Below are 19,967 nucleotides of genomic sequence, written 5' to 3'. Positions count from 1 at the left end.
CCGTGCCAAATCTGCGTGCCTGGTCCGGAGGTGTTCCGGCTTTCCTCTTCGCGACTCTCCTAGCCGCCTCGACACCGGCCGCCTCCGCCGAGGTCGGCGGCGCGGTCCTGACGCCGGTTCCGTTCGCGGCCCTGCCGGGCTTTCCCGGCCCCGAACCCGCGGCTGCGCTCGACGCGTTCCGCCGGGTCTGCGCCGCGCCGCCTCCACCCCTGCCGCAGCCGACGGGGGTTGCAGGCGATCCCGCTGCCCTCTCGGCGGCCTGTGCGGACGCCTTGGATGTCGCGCCTGACGCTGCGGCTGCGTTCTTCCGGGATCGGTTCGAGGCGTACCGGGTGGTGAAGCCGGGCTCCGAGCGGCCCGGTTTTCTCACAGGCTATTTCGAGCCGGAACTGGAGGGCTCGCTCGTGCAGGGGCCGGACTTCCCGACGCCCGTGCTCGCCCGGCCCGACGACCTCGTCTCGCTGGCACCCGGCGAGACCCGGCCCGGCCTCGACCCGGCTCTGCGCGCCGCCCGCGCCACCGCGGAGGGGTTCGGGCCCTATCCCGACCGGGCCGCGATCGAGGACGGGGCGCTAGGGGCACGGGCCCGGCCGACCCTGTGGCTGCGCGACGCGGTCGACCTGCTGGTGCTCCAGGTCCAGGGCTCGGGCCGCGTCCGCCTGCCCGAGGGGCGAGCGGTCCGGGTGCTGTATGACGGACGCAACGGCCAGCCCTACACGGCGGTGGCCAAGCTGATCGTGCAGGAGGGCCACCTGCCCCTGGAGGGCCTGACGCTGGCCCGCTGGACGACGTGGCTGCGGGCGCATCCCGAGACGGCCCGGCGCCTGATCCGCGCCAACGCCTCCTACATTTTCTTCCGCCTCGCCGCGGTGGACGACCCGGCGCTCGGGCCGCCCGGCGCCGCCAACGCGCCGCTGACGCCCGGGCGCAGCCTGGCGGTGGATGGCGGCCTGTGGCGCTACGGCCTGCCGTTCTGGCTCGTCGGACAACTCCCGGCGGGGTCGCCGGGCGAGACCGGGCGCCTCGTCATCGCCGCCGATACGGGATCGGCGATCGTCGGGCCGGCCCGCGGCGACCTGTTCGTCGGCACCGGGGCGCAGGCCGGAATCGCGGCCGGAAACCTGCGCGACGCCATCGGCTTCGTGGTGCTGCTGCCGAAGCCCGCCCGCGGGGTCGCGCCGTGAGGCCGCCGCGCCGTACGCGCCGGCTGACCGCCGGGGAGGCGAGGCTCTGGAGCGAGATCGCCAAGCTGGTGACACCGCTGACGGGCCGGGCGACCCTGCCCCCCGAGGCGCCGCCGGCACCGACCGCGACCATGCCGCCGCTGGCGGCGCCGATCCTGAAGCCGTCGGCGAGCCCGACCGCGAAGAAGCCTCGTCCGAAGCCGCCGCCCAAGCCGGCGGCCGCCCTGCCCCCCAAGGTCACCGCCGCGCCCTACCAGGCGCCGCTCCAGAGCCATGCCCCGCCGTCGGGGCTGGAGCGGCAGGCCAAGGTCGGGCTGCGCCGGGGGCGTCTGGCGGTCGAGGCGCGGATCGACCTGCACGGGATGGTCCAGGCGGAAGCCCATGCTGCGCTGACCGGATTCCTTCTGCGATGCCGGGCCGCCGGGCATGCCTACGTGCTGGTCGTCACCGGCAAGGGCGGGCAGGACAGGGGCGGCTCCGCCTATCCCGACGCCTTCGCCGAGCGGGGGGTGCTCCGGCGCAGCGTGCCGCATTGGCTGCGCGGCGCCGAGCTGCAGGGCATCGTGCTGGGCTTCGAAGAGGCGGCCCGGCATCACGGCGGCGGCGGCGCACTCTACGTCAGACTTCGCCGGCGTTGAGCGCCAGCCTTCGCACGCTCTTCGCCGGACAGGGCGGCAAACCGCGCCGTTGCCGTTCCCGTCGAAGAATTCGATATCCGGACCGCGTGCGCATGCGGTCCAACGAAAAAGTCTCGGAAAAAAAATGCCGGAGCTTCCCGAGGTCGAGACGGTACGGCGGGGCCTGGTGCCCGCGATGGTCGGCGCCCGGTTCAGCCGGGTGACCCTGCGCCGGCCGAATCTGCGCTTCCCGTTCCCCGAGCGATTCGTGGCGCGGCTGGAGGGGCGGACCGTGACCGATCTCACCCGCCGGGCGAAGTACCTCACCGCCGCCCTCGATTCGGGCGAGACGCTGATCATGCATCTCGGCATGAGCGGCCGGTTCGACGTGGCCTTGCCCGACGGACGCAACCTGTCGCCGGGGGATTTCTACCTGGAGGGGGCACAGGGCACGCCCAAGCACGACCACGTGGTCATGGCGATGAGCACCGGCGCCACCGTGACCTACAACGACGCCCGCCGCTTCGGCTTCATGGACCTGGTTCCGAGCGAGACCCTGGCGGCCTGCCGCCACTTCGCCAACATGGGAGTTGAACCCCTGGACGGGCTGACCGGGGCGGTGATCGCCGGCCTGTTCCGGCACAAGATCGCGCCGCTCAAGGCCGCGCTCCTCGACCAGCGCCTGATTGCGGGCCTGGGCAACATCTATGTCTGCGAGGCCCTGCACCGGGCGCGCCTGCACCCGGAGACCCCGGCCGGCCTCCTGGCCAAGCCCGACGGGCGGCCGACGCCCAAGGCCAACGCCCTCGCCAAGGCGATCGTGCAGGTGCTGCAGGAGGCCGTGAAAGCCGGCGGCTCGACGTTGCGCGACTACGCCCACACCGATGGCAGCGCCGGGGCGTTCCAGCACGCCTTCCGGGTCTACGACCGGGTCGGCGAGCCCTGCCGCCACCCGGGCTGCGGCGGCGCGATCACCCGGATCGTCCAGGCGAACCGCTCGACCTTCTTCTGCGCGACCTGCCAGCCGGCGACCTGATCGGCCGGCTCTCGCAGCGCAGAACGGCATTTTCGCCACAAACCCGGCTAGGGTCGCGGATCTCGACGCGCGCACCCGGTTGCGGGCCGCCGGTGCCGCCCCGCGGCACGAGACGGGTCGCGCGGGCCCGGTGTTGCATCGTCGTCTTCCCGAAGGCCGGCAGCCGGCGTTCGGGATGATGATCTAGACAGGAACGCGATGTTCTTCCGCCGCTCAAAGACGCCCGCGCCCGAGAGGATCTCACAGGATTCGATCGCGCAGGATCCGGGCGACGAGCCCGCCCTGCCGCAGCGGCTCTCGCCGCGCTCGCCGGGCGAGGCGATCAAGCCGACCGCCGCGCCGCCGCCGCCGGAGAAGCCGGTGCGCGAGCGCAGCGGCCTCGTCGGCATCATCAGCGGCGCCCTCACCTTCGCGGTGGTCATCGCCATCGCGGCGATGATCGGGATCACCCTGTTCCAGCGCCAGGTCCGCGAGCCGGGGCCGCTCAATGCCGACAAGGTCGTGGTGATCCCGCCCCATAGCGGCACCGGCGAGATCGCCGAGGCGCTGAAGCGCGAGGGCGTGATCGACCATACCGGCCTGTTCGAGTTCGCCGCCCGCTTCGGCGGCCGGCCGGCGCTCCGGGCCGGCGAGTACATGTTCAAGGCCCATGCGAGCATCGCCGACGCCCTCGACACGGTCACCACCGGCCGGCAGGTGCAGCATGCGATCACCTTCCCGGAGGGCCTGACCTCCGAGCAGATCGTCACGCGGCTCAACGACAACGACATCCTCTCCGGCGAGATCAACGAGATCCCGCCCGAGGGCTCGCTCCTGCCCGACACCTACAAGTTCGAGCGCGGCGCCACCCGCCAGCAGATCGTCAACCTGATGCGGGCCAAGCAGCGTGAGGTGCTGAACCAGATCTGGCTCCGGCGCAGCGCCGACGTGCCGGTGCGGACCCCGGCCGAGATGGTCACCCTGGCCTCGATCGTCGAGAAGGAGACCGGCCGGGCCGACGAGCGGCCCCGGGTCGCCGGCGTGTTCATCAACCGCCTGAACAAGCGGATGAAGCTGCAATCCGACCCGACCATCGTGTACGGGCTGGTGGGCGGCCGCGGCACCCTCGGGCGCGGCATCCTGCGCTCCGAGATCGATCGGCCGACCCCGTACAACACCTACGCGATCGAGGGCCTGCCCCCGGGGCCGATCGCCAATCCCGGCAAGGCCGCCTTGGAGGCGGTGGCCAACCCGTCCCGGACCAAGGACCTGTACTTCGTCGCCGACGGCAGCGGCGGCCACGCCTTCGCCGATTCGCTGGAAGGCCACCAGCGAAATGTCGCCCGCTGGCGCGCCGTCGAGAAGAGCCGCCAGGCGCCGCCGGCGGATTCGGTCGACAAGGTCGAGCCGGGCCCCGACCCGAGCGTCCCCGGCCGCGCCTCGGCCTTCGCGCCGGGCACCGCGCCGAACACCAACGCGGCCTTCGCCCTCGATTCCGGAACGCCGGGCACCCGCGCCTTCGACGCCTCCGAGGGCACGCGGCTCGATCCGCTGAAGAACCGCAGCTACGATCTCGGCTCGCCCAAGACCGTCCCGGCGCTCGCCGACCCGACGCCGGCCCCGCGCGGGCGGCGATAAGCGGACGGTTCGGAGCATCGGGCGCTATCAAACGGGCTTCCCAAACACGCCCTCATCCTGAGGTGGCGTCGCGAAGCGAAGCCCGCGAAGGAGGCCTCCAGCCAGCCGCGCGATCCCTGGAGGGCTCCTTCGAGGTTGCTGCGCAGCACCTCAGGATGAGGAAATCGGGTGGGATACGCGCCGAGGCGCGACCGTAGCTCTCTCCGTCATTGCGAGCGCAGCGAAGCAACCCAGGGCAGCGCGCGATCGCAAAACGGAGCGCGTCACTGGGTTGCTTCGCTGCGCTCGCAATGACGGCGTGATGATCGGACCCGGGCCGTCCGACCTTCGGACTCGATCCCGCCACCTCTTCCCCCCGAACCGATCCGTGCTACAGGCCCCGATCTTCTTGAGGACGGGGGGTCGGCATGGCCCAGATCGCGAGCATGACCGGGTTCGCCCGGGCGGCGGGCACCACCGGGGCGGTGCAATGGGCCTGGGAGGTCCGGAGCGTCAACGGGCGCGGCCTCGACGTGCGCATCCGCGTCCCGGCCGGCTATGACGCGCTCGGCGAGACCGCGCGCACCGCCCTGCAAAAAACCCTGGCCCGGGGCCAGTGCCAACTCACCCTGACTCTGACCAAGCCGGAGCAGGCCGCCCGGGTGCGGATCAACGAGGGCCTGCTGGCGAGCCTCGCGCAGGCGGTCGCCCGGGTGCCGGTGCCCGAGGGCGTCGCCCCGGCCACGATGGACGGGCTGCTCGGCGTGCGCGGGGTGATCGAGGTCGAGGACGAGGCGGCGGCCGAGACCGACTCGCTCGCCCGGGATCTCGCCGCGGGCGTCGTCCGGGTGGTGGCCGATCTGGTCGAGGCCCGCCGGGCCGAGGGGCGCCAGCTCGCCGAGGTGGTCACCGCGCAGGTCGAGCGGATCGCCGAATTGACCCGGGCCGCCGAGGACAACCCGGCGCGCAAGCCCGAGGCGGTGCGCGCCCGGCTGGTGGCCGCCATCGAGGCCCTGGGCGGAACCAACCTCGACCCGGACCGCCTGCACCAGGAGGCGATGCTGCTCGCCGGCAAGGCGGACGTGCGCGAGGAGCTGGACCGGCTGCACGCCCATGTCGCCAGCGCCCGCGACCTGCTCGCCGCCGGCGGCGCGATCGGCCGGCGGCTCGATTTCCTCGCGCAGGAATTCGGCCGCGAGGCCAACACCCTGTGCGCCAAGGCCAATGACATCAGCCTGTCGCGGATCGGGCTCGACCTCAAGGCGGTGGTCGAGCAGTTCCGCGAGCAGGTCCAGAACATCGAATGACTTTTTGGGACCGGACCATGCACCACAGGACGGAGCCGCGCGGATGACCGAGCCGGCCAAGAGCGTCTCCGACACCATCGCGCGGCGTGGGTTGATCCTGATCCTGTCCTCGCCTTCGGGGGCGGGCAAGACCACGCTGACCCGGGCGATCGCACAGGATCCCGCCTGGGCGCTCGACGTGTCGATCTCCGTCACCACGCGGTCGCGCCGGCCCTCCGAGATCGACGGGCGGCACTACCATTTCATCGACCGGGAAGCGTTCGAGGACCTGCGCAGCCGCGACGACCTGCTCGAATGGGCCGAGGTCCACGGCAATTACTACGGCACGCCCCGCCGCCCGGTGGAGAAGGTTTTGGGCTCGGGCCGGGACATGATCTTCGACATCGACTACCAGGGCACCCGCCAGGTGCGGGCCAAGCTCGCCCAGGACGTGGTGACGGTGTTCATCCTGCCGCCCAGCATGGCCGAGCTGCGCCAGCGCCTGGAGCGCCGGGCCGAGGATTCGGCCGAGACGATCGAGAAGCGGCTCGCCAACGCCCGGACCGAGATCCAGCGCTGGAGCGAGTACGATTACGTGATCGTCAACGAGGATCTGCAGGACGCCTTCAAGGCACTCCAGGGGATTCTTCTGGCCGAGCGGCTGAAGCGGGCGCGCCGGACCGGGCTGGCACCGTTCGTCGACGGGCTGCTGGCGGAGGCGGAGGCCTGAGCTTCCAACCCGTCATTGCGAGCGCAGCGAAGCAACCGAGGGACACGCTACGATCTGAGGGCGCGCGCTGCACTGGGTTGCTTCGCTGCGCTCGCAATGACGGTGGCGATCACGCGGTGATGGTGAAGCACGCACCCGGATTGTTCGCCACATCGAGCCGGGCGTTGATCTGGTCGAGCATCGCCCGGATCAGCTTCATGCCGAGGCCCGAGCCCTTGCCGCGCGCCTTGGCGTCGGCCCAGTCGTCGGGCAGGCCGGCGCCGTCGTCGCAGACCCGGAGCTGGACCTCGCCAGGACCGGAAGCCGAGACGCTGACCTCGACGCGGCCGCCGCCGGACGGGTTGGCGGCGTACTTGAACGCGTTGGTGACGAGTTCCGTGGCGATCAGCGAGAGCGCCACCGCCTTGCGGTAGGGCACCATCAGGCCGGGCTCGGCCGAGAGATCGACGGCGTGGCCCTCGCCCGCGAGGCCCGCGAGGTCGTTGCACAGGTTCTCGATGGTCTGACCGAGATCGACCTCGTCGACCCGCTCGGCCTGGTACAGGCTGTCGTGCACGCGCGCGACGCTCATCACCCGGGCGGAGGTGTCGGCGAAGGCCTGCCGGGCCTCGGCGTCGGTGATCTGCCGGCGCTGCATCTGCAGGAAGGCCGAGACGATCTGCAGCGAGTTCTTGACCCGATGGTCGATCTCCCGGGTCAGCAGATCCTTCTGCTCCAGCAGGCGCTCCTTCTCGGCGAGCAGGCTCGTCAGCTCGTCGATCTTGCGGCGCTGGCGCAGCACCACGCCCTCGACCGCCTCGGCGAGCGAGCCGGCGAGCTGGACCTGCCATTCCGCCCAGGCGCTGGCGTAGCCCGTGCGCTCCTCGACCCAGCGCTCGAACGAGCGGCGCGGCAGCAGCGCCACCGGGCCGCTGCCGGCGAGCACGGGTTTGCGCGGGTCGCCGCCCCAGGTCACCGTGCTGGGTACCTCCGGCCGGAACCAGAGCAGCAGGGTCTCGCGGGACTCGTCCACGAAGGCGGCGAGGAGGCCGCTGGCGATCTCCCGGTAGGGGGCCGCCTCCAGGTACTCGGCGGTGAAGGTGATGCTGTTGTACTGGGTCTCGCCGGCGGGCAGCCGGTCCCGGAGCCAGCCGGCGATCCGGGCGATCATGTCGGCGGGCGGCGACCGGCCGATCAGCGTGACCCGATCCCCCGAGACGATGCCGGCGCCGGTGGCGCTGAACAGGTCGAGCAGGGTGACGTGGCCGGCGGTCAGGGCGGCCACGAAGTCGTCGGACCGGGTCAGGCCGCGCACCAGCCGGCCCTCGACGGCGAGATGGGCCTGCCGCTCGGCCCAGAGCCGGCGCGACTCGATCTCCTGCACCCGCATGGCGAAGGCATCGGTGAGGACGGTGGCCGCCGAGCGGGTCTCGGGCGTCACATAGTGCGGGCGGCGGTGATGGCCGATCATCAGGCCCCAGAGCCGGCCCTCGACCATGATCGAGATCGACATCGAGCCGTTCACGCCGAGATTGCGCTGGTACTCCAAGTGGATCGGCGACAGCGTGCGATGCTGGGCGAAGGTCAGGTCGATCGGGCCGTTGCCGGCATCGGGGGCCGCCACCAGCCCGACCGGCACGCTGTCCCGGTCGATCACGAATCGGTTCTTGGCCCTCGTGTAGAGCGCGCGGGCCTGGGCGGGGATGTCGGAGGCCGGGAAGCGCAGGCCGAGCAGGCTGCGCGACCAGTTCGGCACCTTGTCCTCGGCCACCGCCTCGCCGTTCCAATCGGTGTCGAACCGGTAGACCAGCACCGCCTCGAAGCCGGTGAGCGCCCGGATCTCCAGGGCGGCGATGCGGGCGGCGTCGACCAGGGTCTCGGCCTCGCGCAGGCGGCCGACGGCGAGCTCGGTATCGACCTGGCTGGCGGTCGGGAAGTCGTCGACGGATTCGGGCTCGAGTTCCAGCTCGACGATCACCCGTCCGGCATGGGCGTGGGCGACTGCGTAATAGGGCGCGCCGCGGCCGGCCAGGGTCAGCCGGCGGCGGGCGGAATGGCCGTCCGCCAGGGTGCCGGCGGCCAAGCGCGCCCGGATGGCCTCGACGAAGTCCCGGGGCAGCACGTCCCCGAGGGGGCGGCCGGCCAAGGGCGGATCCAGGGGATCGACGATCTCGTCGACATTGGCCGAATAGGCCAGGACCTGCAGGGTCTCGACATCGGCCGCGATCATGACGGCGTTGGGCTGGATCGAGCCCGGGATGTGGATCGGCTCGCGCTCGCAATGGCTGGCATCCACCGGCTCGGCCCGCGCCCGCCGGCCGATCGCCGCCATCACGGCCTCGCGGGGCAGCCCGGCGCCGAGGCTCTCGATCGGGTCGATGGTCAGCCAGGTGACCGGGCCGGTCTCGGCCGCCGTGCCGTGGCGCATGTGGACCCGCGCCCGCAGGGGCTGGGGCAGCCGGCCGAACACGTAGTCGAAGCTCTCATCCAGGGCGCCCCGGCGGGTGCCGGCGAGGAAGCGACCGCGGAAGCTCGGCACGTTGGTGCCCGGCATCACCTCGCGGAAATAATTGCGGCCCAGCACCGACTCGCGCGACAGGCCCGAGAGCGCGCTCGCGCCCTCGCTGAACACCACGACCGTGCCGTCCGCATCGAGGCCGATCACGCCCTTGTCGAGGCGATCCAGCGCGTCGGACGCGAGCACATCGAGATCGAGGCCGCTTTCGGGGACCTGATTCGGCGGCATCAGAAAAGAACCCCGCTCATCCAGTCTGATATGACTGGGGGCGTTGCGAAGTGCAATGCTTCCGCTTGCGGCAAGATCAACCCGGAATCACGATGGCGTTGGACGCAGATTAAGACAGACAAATCTTATGTGTGATTTCAGACAGAGCGGTTGAAAACCCCTCCTCAACTGTGGGGTGGTATATGGGTTGGTCCTCGACAACCTGTGCCGTCTTCCCGTCGCCGATCGCGTGGGTCAGCAGATGTGCCAGATGCTCGACGGCGGGCCCGAGCATCTCGGCGCCGAGGAGCGTGCCCTGCCGGTCGGCCCAGATCCGGAGACCGCCACGATTCTCGCCGTCGACCCGGGCGCGGCCCTGATCGGAGAAGTCGACGGCGCCGGTCACGCGGCCGGCGGCGTCGGGGTCGTAGGGTGCGCCGATCACCGCGACCTGCGGATCGGTGAACACCATGGCGAGGCGCGTCCACGGTTCCGGGTTCGCGACATCGCGCCCGGCCGCCAGCGCCGCCGCGTTCGCCCCGGCGATCCCACCCTGGCGGCTGGCCTCGTGCAGCACGGGCCGCCAGGCATCGGCGTCGCCGGCGATCAGGATCGGGGCACCCACGCAGACGAGGCTGCGCCGGTCGAATTCCGGGACGCCGTCCTCGCCGAGGTGAAGGCTTGCGGCGGCCAGCCCGAGGTCGTTCAGGTTCGGGGCGCGGCCGGTGGCGGCAAGCACCGTTTCGGCCCGCGTCTCCCGCCTGCGCCCGTCCCGGTTGGTCCAGGACAGGCAGACGTCGCCGCCGTCGCACGTGGCGGATTCGAGCGTCGCTCCGAGATGCAGGTCCAGCTCCGCCCCAAAGATCGCGGCGGCCTGCCGGGCGAGATCCGGCTCGGACAGCCCGGCGACCGTGTTCCCGGCATCGATCACCGTCACGCGGACGCCGAGGCGGGTCATCGCCTGGGCGATCTCGACCCCGACCGCGCCGGCGCCGAGAACCGCCAGCGAGTCCGGGAGCTCGGGAATCTCGAACAGGGTGTCGGTGGTCAGAAGGCGATCGCCGAGCCCGCGGAGAGGCTTTGGAACGGTCGGGCTCGAACCGGTGGCGATCACGGCGGCGCGGAAGGCGATGCGGGTGTGGTCCCCGACAATGAGGCTGGTGCGATCGTGGAAGCGGGCGCTGCCGGCGATGCGCGCCGCCTCGGGCAGCGCGTCGACCCCATCGAGAACGCTGCCGACGAACCGGTCCCGCTCGGCGCGGACGCGTTCGAGCACCGCGCGCCCATCCACCGCGACCCCGGCAACCCGGATGCCGAACAGATCGATGTTGCGCGCCGCATGGGCGGCCTTGGCCGCCGCGATCAGCAGCTTCGAGGGCATGCAGCCGACCCGGGCGCAGGTCGTGCCCCCCGGGCCGCGCTCGATCAGGACGGCACGGGCGCCGGCCTCGGTGGCGGCCCGATAGGCGGCGAGACCGGCAGTCCCGGCCCCGATCACCGCCACATCGCAGGTCTGCTCGTCCATCGTAGCCCCGGGTCCGTTGCCGGGGCCAAAGTCCGATCGCTGAGGTTCGTTCCGCCTGCGCCCACGCGCCTCAGGTTGCGGCGTGGACGTGGCGGTCCGGCTGGTTCTTGGTGGCAACAGAAGTCATATCGCAGCAGACCGGCGCCTTCCCTCCCCCCTCTGCGGGGGAGGATATTCACACATCGGCTTGCGAAAGCCGCCACGCGCTCCCTCTCCCGTGCGGGAGAGGGTTGGGGTGAGGGACCAGGTCTTTCCGGAAAACGCGCATCCCTCACCCTGTCCCTCTCCCGCACGGGAGAGGGGACCCGCGCCACATCCGGGGATGTGGGAACCCGATAGCCCGTGCGGGGGAGGGAGACGCGCTTGAGTCCGGCCTTTGCTCCCATCCGGCAGCGATGTGTGAACATCGTAGCCCGCACCGGGACCCGCGCTTCATCCTGAGAGGGTGACCATCCCAGCGTCGGCGCGGGGTGGTCGGCTCAGGCGTTCCGCACCGGCGCGGTGCCGCCGAGGTGAAAGACCCGGTGCGGCACCAGCTCGCCGCGCTCGACGTCGCCGACCGCGACCAGGATGCCGCCGCAGGTCGCGAAGGCCTTGCCCTCCACGGGGGCGTCCCGGCCGCGCAGGATCACCGACTGGCCGCGCATCAGGCGCAGGCCCAGGTCGCGGGAGACCGTGACCTCGGGGATCGCGTCGAGGGCGGTCTCCACCGGCCGCAGATGCGCGAGCGCGGCTTCCGGGCCGCCCTCGGTCAGGCCGGCGGCGGCGCAGGATTCGGCTTCCGAGAACGGGCCGACCCGGGTGCGGCGCAGGGCCGAGACATGGCCGTAGCAGCCGAGCACGCGGCCGAGGTCGCGCGCCAGGGCGCGGACATAGGTGCCCTTACCGCACTCGGCCTCGATCACGGTCCGCTCGCCGTCATGCTCGACCACCGTGAGCCGGTCGATCTGCACCGGTCGGGCCACCAGCTCGACGATCTCGCCCTCGCGGGCCAGATCGTAGGCGCGCTCGCCCTGGATCTTGATGGCGGAATAGCGCGGCGGCACCTGCTCGATCGCGCCCACGAAGGCCGGCAGCGCCGCCTCGACGGCCGCGCGCTCCGGACGGGCGTCGCTGGTGGCGACGGCGCGGCCTTCGGCGTCGTCGGTGTCGGTCTCGACACCCCATTGCACGGTGAACCGGTAGGCCTTGCGGCCGTCCATGACGAACGGGACGGTCTTGGTCGCCTCACCCAGCGCGATCGGCAGGATCCCCGAGGCCAGCGGGTCGAGGGTGCCGGCATGGCCGGCCTTCTTGGCGTTGAAGGCGCGCTTCACCACCGCGACCGCATGGGTCGAGGTCATGCCGACAGGCTTGTCGAGGATGACCCAGCCCGACACGTCCCGGCGCTTGGGCCGGTCGGGCCGCGGTCCGCGTTGCGGGCGGCGCTCCTCCGGGCCCCGGCGCTCGGCGCCGGGACCGGAAGCCGTGCGCTCGGCCGGCGGAAGATCTTCCATGGAAACCGTCATGTCCTCGTATCCCCCGGGGTCGTTGCCCCGTGTCTGTCTGTCCGGTAACGGGGATCAATGCCCCGGCCCGGTCTCCGGTTCGTCGCCCTCGCCCGCCGCGCCGTCCCGCTCGGCGACGAGGTCGCGCTTCACCCGCTCGTCCCGGAGCAGCTTGTCGATGCGCGCTGCCTCGTCGAAGGTCTCGTCGCGGAGAAAGCGCAGTTCGGGCGCGAATTTGAGATTGACGCGCCGCGCCACCTCCTGGCGCAGCACCTTGCGGTGGCGGTCCAGGGCGGCGATCACCGGCGCCTCGTCCATGCCCCCCAGGGGCATCACGTAGGCGGTGGCGAGCTTCAGGTCCGGCGACATCCGCACCTCCGGCACCGTCACGACATGCGTGTTGAGCACCGGATCCTGGATGTCGCCGCGCTGGAGCACCTCCGCGAGGGCGTGGCGCACGAGTTCGGCCACGCGCTGCTGGCGCTGCGAGGGGCCGGTGGAGGTTGGTTTCTGGGCCATTCTGTCTCGGGCCGGCAGCGCAAGGCGGCCGGTTCACGTCCAAGCGGAGAGAGGTGCGGGAATAAAGCGATGCACCCAAAAGAAAAGACGGCCGCGGCTGACGCCGCGACCGCCCTGTCCGGACGAGTCCGGGCTCTCAGAGCGTGCGGCGGATCTCTTCGACCCGGTAGCACTCGATCACATCGCCTGCGCGCATGTTCTCGAAGTTCTCGAAGGCCATGCCGCACTCCTGGCCGGAGGTGACTTCCTTCGCGTCGTCCTTGAACCGCTTCAGGGTCTTGAGCTTGCCCTCGTGGATCACGACGCTGTCGCGGATGAGGCGGACATGCGCGCCGCGCTCCACGATGCCGTCCTGCACGCGGCAACCCGCGACCTTGCCGACCTTGGAGACCTCGAAGACCTCCTGGATCGTCGCCTCGCCGAGGCGCTCTTCCCGCAGGGTGGGCGGCAGCATCCCCGACAGCGTGGCTTTGATGTCGTCCACGAGGTCGTAGATGATGTTGTAGTAGCGGATATCGATCCCGGCCCGCTCGGCGGCCTCGCGGGCCTCCTTGAGGGCGCGCACGTTGAAGCCGATCACGACCGCCTTCGACGCCTGCGCCAGGGTGATGTCCGACTCGGTGATGCCGCCGACGCCCGACAGCAGGATGCGGGCCGCGACCTCGCCGTTGCCGAGCTTCTCCAGGGCGCCCGAGATCGCCTCGACCGAACCCTGCACGTCGCCCTTGATGACGACCGGCAGCTCCTTGCGGCCGGCGCCTTCCTTGAGGTCGCGCATCATATCGACCAGCGAGCGGTTGGCACCGCCGGTGCGGGCATTCTGCCGCTCGCGCTTCTGGCGGGCGCGATACTCGGTGACCTCGCGGGCCCGGGCCTCGCTCGGCACCACGGTCACGCGGTCGCCGGCATCGGGGGTGCCGTTGAAGCCGAGCACTTCCACCGGCACCGACGGGCCGGCGTATTGGACGTTCTCGCCGAGGTCGTCGACCAGGGCGCGCACGCGGCCCCACTCGGCGCCGGCCACAACGATGTCGCCGGTGAACAGAGTGCCGCGCTGGACCAGCACGGTCGCCACCGGGCCGCGGCCGCGGTCGAGCTGGGCCTCGATGACCGTGCCCTCGCCGTCGCGCTTCTCGTTGGCGCGCAGGTTCATGATCTCGGCCTGGATCTGGATGCCCTCCAGCAGCTCCGGCAGACCGTCGCCGGTCTTGGCCGAAACCTCGAACTCCAGGGTCTCGCCGCCCATCGACTCGACCTGGATGTCGTGCTGCAGCAACTCCGTGCGGACCCGCTGCGGGTTCGCATCCGGCTTGTCGATCTTGTTGACCGCGATGATCATCGGAACGCCCGCCGCCTTGGCGTGCTGGATCGCCTCGATGGTCTGCGGCATCACGCCGTCATCGGCCGCCACCACGACCACCACGATGTCGGTGACCTTGGCGCCGCGGGCGCGCATCGACGTGAACGCCGCGTGGCCCGGGGTGTCGATGAAGGTGATCATCTCGCCGGACGGCGAGGCGACCTGATAGGCACCGATATGCTGGGTGATGCCCCCGGCCTCGCCCTCGACCACGTTCGCCTTGCGGATCGCATCGAGCAGCGAGGTCTTGCCGTGATCGACGTGGCCCATGATCGTGACCACCGGCGGACGGGGATCGAGATCCTCCTCCAGATCCGGCTCGTCGGACGACAGGCCCTCTTCCACGTCGGACTCGGCGACGCGGCGCACGGTGTGGCCGAGTTCCTCGGCGATGAGCTGGGCGGTGTCCGAGTCGATCACGTCGGTGATCTTGTGGATCTCGCCCTGCTTCATCAGCAGACGGATCACGTCCACGGCCCGCTCCGACATGCGGTTGGCGAGTTCCTGGATGGTGATCGTCTCGGGGATCGTCACCTCGCGGGACAGCTTCTCCTTCTGCTCGACCTGGCCGCGACCGCTCATCCGCTGCTGGCGGCGGCGGAACGAGGCGACCGAGCGGGTGCGCTCGTCCTCGCCGGACGTCGCCGTCGCGATGGTCAGGCGGCCGCGGTTGCGGTCGCCGCCCGGGGACTTCGGCGTCTTGGGCGGCGCGATGATCTTGAGCGGCATGCCGGGACGGCGGATGACCCGCTTGGTCTCGGACTCGTCCTCGTTGGTCTGGGCACCGCGACCGGCGGGACGCGCCGCGGCGGTCGCACCGGCGGGACGCGCCGCAGTGGTCGGCGTCGCGCTCTTCTCCGGCTCGGGCGCCGGGGCGGGACGCGCCATGAAGTTGAGGTCGCGGGGCTTGCGCGAATCCGCCGTGATGGTCTTGCGCGGCTCGCCGGTGGCGGGACGGGCGGTCAGCGGCGGGCGGGCCGCAGGCGCAGCAGTCGAAGCCGCCGCAGCGGCCGGACGCGCCGGCGCGGCCGCAGCCGGACGGGCACCCTCGGGCTGGCGGCCCGGAATGGCGGTCGGACGGGCCGGCATCGGACGCGTCGCCGAGGCCGGGCGGGCGGGCGCAGCGGCCGGGGCAGCGGGGGTGGACGCGGCAGGCGCAGCAGCAGCAGCAGCAGCAGCGGGGGGGGCCGGCGCGACGGCCGGAGCCTGGGCGGCGGCAGCGGCTTCCGCAGCAGCGGCCTTGGCGGCCTCCTCGGCGGCGCGGGCGGCCTCGGCGGCGGCGGCCTTGCGGGCCTCCTCCTCACGACGACGGGCCTCGGCGGCCTCACGCTCGCGGCGGGCCTCCTCCTCGGCTTCCTTGCGGCGTGCCTCGGCTTCGGCCTCGGCCTTCTGCCGCGCCTCGGCCTCGCGGCGCTTCGCATCGGCGAGGGCGGCGGCGCGGGCGGCGCTCTCCTGCTCGCTCAGCGTGCGCAGCACGACACCCGAGGCCGAGCGCTGGGCCGGGCGCGGCGGCGGCGTGGTGGTGGCGGCAGGGGCCGGGCGCGGGGCGGGCGCAGGCTCACGGGCAGGGGCGGCCGGCGCGGCGCCGATGACGCCACGGCGCTTGACCGTCTCGACCACGACCTGCTTGGAGCGGCCATGGGAGAAGCTCTGCCGTACGGTACCCGCCTCGATCGGCCGCTTGAGGGAGAGCGGCTTCGGAGAAGTCCTGTTCAGAGTCTTGTCGCCCGGGTTGTTCGTGTCGCTCATTCAGCCTGAACCCTGAGGGTTTCCATCGTCCCGTGAACCGACGCCCGGTGGCGCCAGCCAAATTCGTCCTGGTGCGTCGTCAACGTGAGGCTTCGTCGATCCCGCCGATTCGGGCTGGACCGGGCTCCTCGGTCGCCGCGGCGGCGCCCTCGAAGGAGCGTAGCCGACGCCAACGCGACAGGCAGCCGGCAGCTCCGGCTCCTGCGACGAGCGCAGCGTGTATCACATGATCCCGACCTAAGGCCATGTCCAATTCATCTTCGGACAGGTCGTCGATGATCGGTATCCTTGACATGGCTTCACCATGCCGTCGGTACAAGGCCGAAGCGATCTTGCGTCGGCCGTCCGGACTGGCTTCGGCGGCATGGATCAGGGCCACCGCGCCGGGCTGGCCGCCGATCGCCGCCTCGACCTTCGAGAAGCCTGCGACCACGCATCCCGCCTTGTTGGCCATGGCGATTGCCTGCCGCAGATCCTCGCGCAGGCCTGTAACGATCCGGTCGGGCAGGTCGGGGCCGGCCTGGGCCGGTCCCTTGAACGCCCGCGGGAACAGGTTTTTTCGGACCGCCGTCGCGACGGCCTCGCGCCGCGCGCTGATCCAGGCGCCCCGCCCGGGGAGCTTGGCGCGCAGGTCCGGTACCACGGCGCCGTCCGGGCCGCGCACGAACCGGATCATCGCCTCGGGCGGCTGGACGACGCGCGTGACGATGCAGGTGCGCTGCGGCACGCGCCGGCCGGGGCCGCTATCGAGCCCCCCGGGATCGAGTCCCGGATCCTGCCCCTCGTCGGGTAGGGTCGTGTCGACCTCGGCCATAAGCGCGTCCGCCGCAGCCTCCGCTCAGGCCTCGGCCGGGGTGGCGGCGGTCTCAGGCGTCTCCTCGCCCTCGGCAGCGTCCGCGCCCTCCTCGGTCTCCGGCTCGGGCAAAGCCTCGATCCATCCGGCCTTGAGGCGGGCGGCCATGATCAGGCCCTCGGCCTCGGTGCGGGACAGCTCGAAGCCATCCAGGTAACCGGCATGGCGCACGGCATCGGGGCCGCGGCCCTCGGTGTAGCCGACGAGGTCGTCCGTGGCGCAGCCGGCCAAATCCTCGATGGTCTTCACGTCGTTCTCGCCGAGCGCGACCATCATGGGCGTGGTGATGCCCTCGATCTCGCGCAGCTCGTCGGCGACGCCGAGTTCAGTGCGGCGGGTATCGTGCTCCTGCTCGATCCGGGCGAGGTGATCCTGGGCGCGGGCCTGGATCTCGGCGCCGGTCTCCTCGTCGAGACCCTGGATGCCGGACAGCTCCTGGATGTCGACGTAGGCGATCTCCTCGACATTGCGAAACCCTTCGGCCGCCAGCAACTGGCCGACGGTCTCGTCGACGTCGAGCGCCTCCATGAACACCTGGGTCCGCTCGGCGAACTCCTTCTGGCGCCGCTCGGATTCCTCGGCCTCGGTCAGGATGTCGATGTCCCAGCCGGTGAGCTGCGAGGCGAGGCGCACGTTCTGGCCGCGGCGGCCGATGGCCAGCGACAGCTGGTCGTCCGGCACCACCACCTCGATGCGGTCGGCCTCCTCGTCGAGCACGACCTTGACGACCTCGGCGGGCTGGAGGGCGTTGACGATGAACGTCGCCTCATCCTCGGACCACGGGATGATGTCGATTTTTTCTCCCTGCAGCTCACCCACGACAGCCTGCACCCGGGATCCGCGCATGCCCACGCACGCACCGACCGGGTCGATGCTGCCGTCGCGAGAAATCACCGCGATCTTGGCGCGGGAGCCCGGATCGCGGGCCACCGCCTTCACCTCGACGATGCCGTCGTAGATCTCGGGCACTTCCTGGCCGAACAGCTTGGCCATGAATTGCGGGTGCGAGCGCGACAGGAAGATCTGCGGCCCGCGCACTTCCGAGCGCACGTCGAACAGGTAGGAGCGGATCCGGTCGCCGGGCCGGAAGGTCTCGCGCGGGATCATCTCGTCCCGGCGGACGATGCCCTCGCCCCGACCCAGGTCGACGATGACGTTGCCGTACTCGACCCGCTTGACGATGCCGTTGAGGATCTCGCCGATGCGGTCCTTGTACTCGTCGAACTGGCGAGCGCGCTCGGCGTCGCGCACCTTCTGGACGATGACCTGCTTGGCCGACTGGGCGGCGACGCGGCCGAAATCGAACGGCGGCAGGGTGTCGGAGATCACGTCGCCGACGAGCGCGCCCGGGTTGTAGCGGCGGGCCTGGTCCAAGGTGATCTCGCGGGCGTCGTTCTCCACCTGATCGACCACCAGCAGGTGGCGCGACAGGCGCAGGGCCCCGGTCTTGTTGTCGATCTCGGCGTGAACGTCGGTCTCCGCGCCGTAGCGGGAGCGCGCCGCCTTGGCGATCGCCTCCTCCATCGCGTCGATCACGATGGAGCGGTCGATCACCTTCTCGCGGGCGACCGCGTCGGCGATCTGGAGGAGTTCGAGCCTGTTGGCGCTGACGACGGCCATCGGTGTCGGTCCTTCTCTTCCGTCAAGTCTTCGTGCCGGGCGCCCGAGGGCGGCCGAGCCCGAATCTCAATTCACTTCAATGCAGGTCGTCGCGGCTCTTGAGCCGGGACGCCTTGGACACGACCGGCTTCTTGGGACCGGTACGCGGCGGTTTCTTCTCTTTCGGGGCCTTCGGGTCGGCCTTGGAAGCCTTGACCTTCGGACCCTGCGGCTTCGGCGCGGGGCGAGCCGGTGCGTCGTCCTCGGCTTCGTCGTCCTCGTCGAGCGCGTCCGCATCGTCGGCCGGCGGGCCGCCGCGGCGCAGGGACTCGCGGATCAGCTCGTCGGTGAGGACGAGATGCGCCTCGGCCAGATCCCGCAGCGGCAGATCGACCCGGCTCGGCAGCCCTTCCTTCACGTCGGGCAGATCGATCGGGACGGTCAGCTTCTCGGCATCCGGAGCGCCCAGGACCCCGCGAAACCGCTTGCGGCCGTCGAGCGGCGGGCTCAGCTCGACCTTGGCCTCGTAGCCGGCCCAGCGGGCGAAGTCCGAGACCCGCACCAGCGGCCGGTCGATCCCCGGGGAGGAGATCTCCAGGTTGTAGGCGGTGCCCACCGGATCATCCACGTCGAGGACCGGCGAGATCGCCCGGCTGACCGCCTCGCAGTCGTCGATCGAGAACGTGCCGTCCGGCCGCTCCGCCATGATCTGGACGGTGCAGCCGTTGGTGTTGGTGACCTTCACCCGGACCAGCCGGAAGCCGAGGCCCTGGACCGGCCCCTCGATCACCTGCACCACGCGGGCGGCGACACCGGTCTCTCGGACCAGGCGCTTCTCGGACAGATCCGCTTCGATCTCGGACGACATGGATGGGGGCGTAAAACCTTCGCGGCGTCCTGGGCGGCACGCCTCGGCGTGCGGTCTCGCGCGGCCAAACCTGACGCGGCGAAAAAAAAGAGCGGACCCGGTGGGGCCCACTCCCGAACCGCAGCCTCTCGACTGCCATCAGAACTGTTGAGCGATAGATAGCCGCGGTCGGTCGCGAGCGCAAGGTCGATCGGGTTTGTCGTGTCGGCGACCGAGCATCACTGCGCTCGGCCGCCGTCATAGGAATGTAGGTTCTCATACGAGACTGGCCCCGACCAGCGCACAGGCTCGACCGTTCTGAGTTCGTCTCAGCACGGGACGGCTAGCATGAGGTTCTCGCTCCCAGCCCTTTCAAGGTGTTCGGATTGGCCCATGGTTCTGGATTGTCCCAACGGTATCAATCGGCTCGGATCGCAGCGCAGGTCCGATGGCCCGCCCGCGAACCTCGCCAAGGGAAGCGTGGCAGGGACGGCACGGAGGTGAAAGCGGGATCGCTCAAAGGGGATGCTCCTGTTTCACGAAACCCGGATTTCCACGGAGGCATCAGCCTCCACCCTGTTATCCCGGGGCGCCGTAGGCGAGCCCGGGATCCAGAGCCGCCGACGGCGCAAGTCATTGACCCCACGATGTTTCTGGATCCCGGGCTCCGCTTCGCGGCCCCGGGATGACGGGGTTGTTTCCAGACCGGGCTCTGCAAGAACCAAGCGTCGTGGGGCAAGCGGGACAGTCCGCTGCCGCAAACACCCTCAAAGGGTTGGGTCTCGCTCCGATCAGCCTGACAAGGCAAATGTCCGAGAAGTGTGGAAAGAAGTTGCAGATCGCTTGCAGTGCTTACCGGAACGAATGATCATCGC

The 19,967-nt window shown here is 71.0% G+C and carries 14 protein-coding genes; 6 read left to right on the top strand and 8 right to left on the bottom strand.

The genetic code is table 11. From position 1 onward, the window contains the following. Nucleotides 1-2 precede the first annotated feature (2 nt). The 6 genes from MKL20_RS15655 (at nt 3) to gmk (ending at nt 6,449) form a co-directional block, all read left to right on the top strand. Nucleotides 3-1,184 carry a murein transglycosylase A gene (locus MKL20_RS15655; protein WP_244037444.1) on the top strand — a complete coding sequence of 394 codons (1,182 nt, stop codon included), beginning with the start codon at nt 3-5 and terminating at the stop codon, nt 1,182-1,184. Then, the gene (locus tag MKL20_RS15650; RefSeq protein ID WP_244037443.1) at nt 1,181-1,822 is read left to right on the top strand and encodes a Smr/MutS family protein; all 642 of its coding nucleotides are present in this window, start codon (nt 1,181-1,183) and stop codon (nt 1,820-1,822) included. The genes MKL20_RS15655 and MKL20_RS15650 overlap by 4 nt, the downstream gene beginning before the upstream one ends. 124 nt (nt 1,823-1,946) lie before the next feature. Continuing rightward, nucleotides 1,947-2,837 carry a bifunctional DNA-formamidopyrimidine glycosylase/DNA-(apurinic or apyrimidinic site) lyase gene (gene mutM, locus MKL20_RS15645; RefSeq protein WP_244037442.1) on the top strand — a complete coding sequence of 297 codons (891 nt, stop codon included), beginning with the start codon at nt 1,947-1,949 and terminating at the stop codon, nt 2,835-2,837. Nucleotides 2,838-3,035: 198 nt separating this feature from the next. After that, entirely contained in the window at nt 3,036-4,454 is a 1,419-nt protein-coding gene (mltG, locus tag MKL20_RS15640; protein WP_244037441.1) for an endolytic transglycosylase MltG, read from the top strand. 407 nt (nt 4,455-4,861) lie between these two features. Continuing rightward, nucleotides 4,862-5,740, top strand: a complete 879-nt coding sequence (locus MKL20_RS15635) for a YicC/YloC family endoribonuclease (RefSeq protein WP_244037440.1) — start codon at nt 4,862-4,864, stop codon at nt 5,738-5,740. Nucleotides 5,741-5,783: 43 nt separating this feature from the next. Continuing rightward, a complete protein-coding gene (gene gmk / locus MKL20_RS15630) occupies nt 5,784-6,449 on the top strand; it encodes a guanylate kinase (protein ID WP_243968043.1) in 666 nt (221 codons plus the stop codon). 109 nt (nt 6,450-6,558) lie between these two features. On the opposite strand, the gene MKL20_RS15625 is transcribed toward gmk, so the two are convergent. From MKL20_RS15625 to rimP, 8 genes are all read right to left on the bottom strand, one after another. Beyond that, nucleotides 6,559-9,174: a histidine kinase dimerization/phosphoacceptor domain -containing protein gene (locus tag MKL20_RS15625; RefSeq protein ID WP_244037439.1), complete on the bottom strand. Its 2,616-nt coding sequence runs from the start codon at nt 9,172-9,174 to the stop codon at nt 6,559-6,561. Between the two features lie 109 nt (nt 9,175-9,283). Further along, nucleotides 9,284-10,678 carry a dihydrolipoyl dehydrogenase gene (locus MKL20_RS15620; RefSeq protein WP_244037438.1) on the bottom strand — a complete coding sequence of 465 codons (1,395 nt, stop codon included), beginning with the start codon at nt 10,676-10,678 and terminating at the stop codon, nt 9,284-9,286. A 479-nt stretch (nt 10,679-11,157) separates the two neighbouring features. Beyond that, nucleotides 11,158-12,174: a tRNA pseudouridine(55) synthase TruB gene (gene truB, locus MKL20_RS15615; RefSeq protein WP_244037437.1), complete on the bottom strand. Its 1,017-nt coding sequence runs from the start codon at nt 12,172-12,174 to the stop codon at nt 11,158-11,160. A 66-nt stretch (nt 12,175-12,240) separates the two neighbouring features. Next, nucleotides 12,241-12,684, bottom strand: coding sequence for a 30S ribosome-binding factor RbfA (rbfA, locus tag MKL20_RS15610; protein WP_244037436.1), 444 nt, complete (start codon nt 12,682-12,684; stop codon nt 12,241-12,243). A 136-nt stretch (nt 12,685-12,820) separates the two neighbouring features. Continuing rightward, entirely contained in the window at nt 12,821-15,793 is a 2,973-nt protein-coding gene (gene infB / locus MKL20_RS15605) for a translation initiation factor IF-2 (protein ID WP_244037435.1), read from the bottom strand. 79 nt (nt 15,794-15,872) lie between these two features. After that, complete coding sequence (locus MKL20_RS15600; RefSeq protein WP_244037434.1) at nt 15,873-16,607, bottom strand: RNA-binding protein; 735 nt, start codon at nt 16,605-16,607, stop codon at nt 15,873-15,875. A 24-nt stretch (nt 16,608-16,631) separates the two neighbouring features. Continuing rightward, nucleotides 16,632-18,266: a transcription termination factor NusA gene (gene nusA, locus MKL20_RS15595; protein WP_244037433.1), complete on the bottom strand. Its 1,635-nt coding sequence runs from the start codon at nt 18,264-18,266 to the stop codon at nt 16,632-16,634. 76 nt (nt 18,267-18,342) lie between these two features. Then, nucleotides 18,343-19,113, bottom strand: a complete 771-nt coding sequence (gene rimP / locus MKL20_RS15590) for a ribosome maturation factor RimP (RefSeq protein WP_244037432.1) — start codon at nt 19,111-19,113, stop codon at nt 18,343-18,345. Nucleotides 19,114-19,967: the final 854 nt, after the last annotated feature.

This window comes from Methylobacterium sp. E-066, from assembly GCF_022829635.1.
GTDB lineage: Bacteria > Pseudomonadota > Alphaproteobacteria > Rhizobiales > Beijerinckiaceae > Methylobacterium.
The sequence above is the reverse complement of the archived record's forward strand: the minus strand, read 5'-3'. Positions and strand labels throughout refer to the sequence as shown.

Bases quoted from the DNA above. Each gene is read 5' to 3' on its own strand.
- infB (WP_244037435.1), bottom strand. From the start codon at position 15,793: ATGAGCGACACGAACAACCCGGGCGACAAGACTCTGAACAGGACTTCT.
- MKL20_RS15625 (WP_244037439.1), bottom strand. From the start codon at position 9,174: ATGCCGCCGAATCAGGTCCCCGAAAGCGGCCTCGATCTCGATGTGCTC.
- mutM (WP_244037442.1), top strand. From the start codon at position 1,947: ATGCCGGAGCTTCCCGAGGTCGAGACGGTACGGCGGGGCCTGGTGCCC.
- gmk (WP_243968043.1), top strand. From the start codon at position 5,784: ATGACCGAGCCGGCCAAGAGCGTCTCCGACACCATCGCGCGGCGTGGG.
- MKL20_RS15600 (WP_244037434.1), bottom strand. From the start codon at position 16,607: ATGGCCGAGGTCGACACGACCCTACCCGACGAGGGGCAGGATCCGGGA.
- truB (WP_244037437.1), bottom strand. From the start codon at position 12,174: ATGGAAGATCTTCCGCCGGCCGAGCGCACGGCTTCCGGTCCCGGCGCC.
- rbfA (WP_244037436.1), bottom strand. From the start codon at position 12,684: ATGGCCCAGAAACCAACCTCCACCGGCCCCTCGCAGCGCCAGCAGCGC.
- nusA (WP_244037433.1), bottom strand. From the start codon at position 18,266: ATGGCCGTCGTCAGCGCCAACAGGCTCGAACTCCTCCAGATCGCCGAC.
- MKL20_RS15620 (WP_244037438.1), bottom strand. From the start codon at position 10,678: ATGGACGAGCAGACCTGCGATGTGGCGGTGATCGGGGCCGGGACTGCC.
- mltG (WP_244037441.1), top strand. From the start codon at position 3,036: ATGTTCTTCCGCCGCTCAAAGACGCCCGCGCCCGAGAGGATCTCACAG.
- MKL20_RS15635 (WP_244037440.1), top strand. From the start codon at position 4,862: ATGGCCCAGATCGCGAGCATGACCGGGTTCGCCCGGGCGGCGGGCACC.
- rimP (WP_244037432.1), bottom strand. From the start codon at position 19,113: ATGTCGTCCGAGATCGAAGCGGATCTGTCCGAGAAGCGCCTGGTCCGA.